Origin of the sequence: Saccharothrix hoggarensis (genome assembly GCF_042678885.1) — a bacterium.
Taxonomy (GTDB): Bacteria; Actinomycetota; Actinomycetes; order Mycobacteriales; family Pseudonocardiaceae; genus Actinosynnema; species Actinosynnema hoggarensis.
This window is the reverse complement of the sequence record NZ_JBHTLK010000389.1, coordinates 1-3,570: the sequence shown is the minus strand read 5'-3', so window position 1 is coordinate 3,570 and position 3,570 is coordinate 1. Positions and strand designations below refer to the sequence as shown.

The 3,570-nt window shown below is 76.1% G+C and carries 3 protein-coding genes; all 3 read left to right on the top strand.

Annotated features, from left to right (window positions below):
* Positions 1 to 1,010: DUF5691 domain-containing protein (locus ACFQ3T_RS35280; protein WP_380730266.1), on the top strand; the 1,010-nt coding region annotated here is incomplete at its 5' end.
* Entirely contained in the window at positions 1,007 to 2,095 is a 1,089-nt protein-coding gene (locus ACFQ3T_RS35275) for an ATP-binding protein (RefSeq protein ID WP_380730264.1), read from the top strand. The genes ACFQ3T_RS35280 and ACFQ3T_RS35275, both read left to right, overlap by 4 nt.
* Positions 2,095 to 3,570 (top strand): DUF5682 family protein (locus tag ACFQ3T_RS35270; protein ID WP_380730262.1); only part of this gene is annotated, 1,476 nt, incomplete at its 3' end. The genes ACFQ3T_RS35275 and ACFQ3T_RS35270, both read left to right, overlap by 1 nt.

Below are 3,570 nucleotides of genomic sequence, written 5' to 3'. Positions count from 1 at the left end.
GGGCGGCGACCGGCGTCACCACCGACGAGGTCGACCTCGACCAGGCCCTCGACCTGCCGGGCGCGGCACGCCTGGCCGCGCTGCGCCGCGCCCGCAACCAGGACCCGGCGCGCACGCGGGAGTTCCTGGCCGCGCAGTTCGAGGCGCAGCGCCGCGCCACCGACCGCCAGGCGCTGATCAGCGCGTTGGAGGCCAACCTCGGCCCGGACGACGAACCGCTCCTCGAACGCGCGCTGGACGACCGCGCGATCGGCGTGCACGACGAGGCCCTGCGGCTGCTGCGCACCCTGCCGACGTCGAACCTGGCCGAGCGCGCCGCCGAACGCCTGCACCGCGGCCTGTGGCTCACCGCCGACGGCTTCGACGTGCAGAGCGACGAGCTGTGGTCGGTCGTCGAGGCCGAGCCGGACGAGGCCCGCGACCTGCTCCGGGACGGGTCGGAGGCCGGTGTCGCCGGTCGCATCCGCGGCGCGGCGGCGAGCGTGCCGCCGCAGCACTGGACCGCCCGGCTGGGCACCGACGACCAGGGCGCCGCCGCCGAGCTGTCCCGCGGTGTCTGGGCGACCACCCTGCTGCGCGGCGTGGCGCAGAACGTGAAGCTGGCCGACGACGCGCGGCCGTGGGCGGTCGCGGCGACCCGTGCCCTGACCGGCATGGAGCAGCTGGAGATGCTCGGCGGACTGCCCGCCGAGCTGGCCGCGCGCACCGTCGTCGAGGTGTCGCGGCAGTGGAACTACGACCTGCTCGACCACGCCTGCTCGCAGTTGCCGGGGCCGTGGAGCCCGCGGGCGACCGCCGACCTGCTCGACCGCTACGCCGGCATGCGCGACCCGAGGTGGCGCGCCGGGCGGCCGCCCGCCGTGCTGCTGGCCAGGGGTGACGCCGAGGTGCTCGGCGCGAACTGGGCCCGCATCACCGAGCGGTGGCCGGAGCACACCGTCGAACTCGACGTCCTGCGCCTGCGCATGCGGCTGCGCGAGGCGTTCAACCACCGGGAGGAAAGCCAGTGACCACCGAATCCGTGCTGCGGCCCGCCGCGGAACAGCAGTACGCCGCCGAGCTCGCCGCCCTGGCGGCGGCGGACGACCGCCCGCGCCCGCCGCGGTGGCGGATGTCGCCCCAGGCGGTGGTCACCTACGTGCTCGGCGGCACGCTGCCCGACGGCACGGTGATCAGCCCCAAGTACGTCGGCGACCGGCGGCTGGTGGAGGTCGCCGTCGGCACCCTCGTCACGGACCGGGCGCTGCTGCTGGTCGGCGTGCCGGGCACGGCGAAGTCGTGGCTGTCGGAGCACATCGCGGCGGCGGTGAGCGGCGACTCGACGCTCGTCGTGCAGGGCACCGCGGGCACCGGTGAGGACCAGGTCCGCTACGGCTGGAACTACGCCCGGCTGATCGCCGAGGGGCCGTCCGAGGCGGCGCTGGTGGCGAGCCCGGTCATGACGGCGATGCGCACCGGCGCGGTGGCCCGCGTCGAGGAGCTGACCCGGATGCCCGCCGAGGTGCAGGACTCGTTCATCACGATCCTGTCGGAGAAGACGCTGCCGGTGCCGGAGCTGGGCATCCAGGTGCAGGCCGTGCCCGGGTTCACCGTGATCGCCACCGCGAACGACCGCGACCGGGGCGTGAACCAGATGTCGTCCGCGCTGGCCCGCCGCTTCAACACGGTCGTCCTGCCGCCGCCCGCGACCGAGGACGCCGAGGTGGAGATCGTGCTGGCGCGGGCCGCGCAGCTGGGGCGCGCGCTGCAGCTGCCGGCCGAGCCGCCCGCGCTGGAGGAGGTGCGCCGGGTGGTGCGGATCTTCCGGGAGCTGCGCAACGGGTCCACTGTGGACGGTCGCACGCAGCTGAAGAAGCCGAGCGGCAGCCTGTCCACGGCCGAGGCGATCTCCGTGGTGACCAGCGGCATGGCGTTGGCCGGGCACTTCGGCGACGGCACGATCACCGCCGACGAGCTGGCGGCCGGCCTGCTCGGCGCCGTGGTGAAGGACCGCGTGTCCGACACCGCGGCGTGGCAGGAGTACCTCGAAGCGGTGGTGAAGGAGCGCGGCGAGTGGCGCGACCTGTACCGGGCGTGCCAGGACGCGGTGGGCTGATGGCCGCTCGCGAACAGGCCTTGCCCGAGCGGGTGACGCTGCTCGGCATCCGCCACCACGGTCCCGGCTCGGCGCGCATGGTCGCGGCGGCGCTGGCGGCCGTGCGGCCGGAGGTCGTGCTGGTCGAGGGTCCGCCCGAGGGCGACGCCCTGCTGCCGCACGTGCCGGACCTGACGCCGCCGGTGGCGTTGCTGCTGCACGACGAGGCGGAGCCGGCGCGGGCCGCGTTCTGGCCGTTCGCCGAGTTCTCGCCGGAGTGGCGCGCGCTGAGGTGGGCGCACGCGAACGGCGTCCCGGTGCGGTTCTTCGACCTGCCGGCCGCCGCGTCCCTCGGTGACGACGAGCCGCCGGAGGAGTCCGGTGACCGCCCGAGGGCCGCGCTCGACCCGCTGGGCACGCTGGCCGAGGCGGCCGGGTTCGACGACCCGGAGCGCTGGTGGGAGGACGTGGTCGAGCACCACACCGACCCGCGCGACCTGGCGGAGGCCGTCGCCGAGGCGATGGGCGCGTTGCGCGAGGAGTTCGCCGACGAGGTGGACGCCCGCACCCTGCGCCGGGAAGCCGCGATGCGGCAGAACGTCCGGCAGGCGTTGAAGGACGTGGCGGGCCCGATCGCGGTGGTGGCCGGCGCGTGGCACGTGCCCGCGCTGCGCACCCTGCCGCCCGCGTCCGTCGACGCGGCGGCGGTGAAGGGCCTGCCGCGCCGGAAGGTGTCCGGCACGTGGGTGCCGTGGAGCCACGGCCGGCTGGCGTCGTCGTCCGGGTACGGCGCCGGGGTCGCGTCGCCCGGCTGGTACGCGCACCTGTGGGAATGCGCGGAACGCGGTGACGCCGTGGCGCGCTGGTTCGCGAAGGCGTGCGGGGTGCTGCGGGCGGAGGACCTGCCCGCGTCCACGGCGAGCGCGGTGGAGGCCGTGCGGCTGGCGGACGCGCTGGCGGCGCTGCGCGGGCGGCCGTCGCCGGGACTGTCGGAGGTGATGGAGGCGTCGCTCGCGGTCCTGTGCGGCGGCGACGCGACGCCGCTCAGGCTCGTGCACGACCAGCTGGTGGTCGGCGAGCGGCTGGGCGAGGTCGGCGAGGGCGTGCCCACGTCGCCGCTGGCGGCCGACCTGGCGCGGCTGGGCAAGCGGCTGCGGATGACGCCGAGCGCGTCGATCAAGCCGGTGCGCTTCGACCTGCGCAAGGACACCGACCGGGAGCGGTCGAAGTTGTTGCGGCGCTTGGAGGTGCTGGACGTGCCGTGGGGCACGCCGGACACGACGCGGACGCTGGGCACGTTCGCCGAGGCGTGGCAGCTGCACTGGAAGCCGGAGTTCGCGGTGGCGCTGGCGGTGGCCGCGCGGCACGGCACGACGGTCGAGTCCGCGGCCCGGACGGTGCTCGTCGCGCGGGCCGGCGCGGCCACGAGGGTGGTCGACGCGGCGGAGGTGCTGGCCCGGTCGGTCGGCTGCGAGATCCCCGAGGCCGTCGCCGCC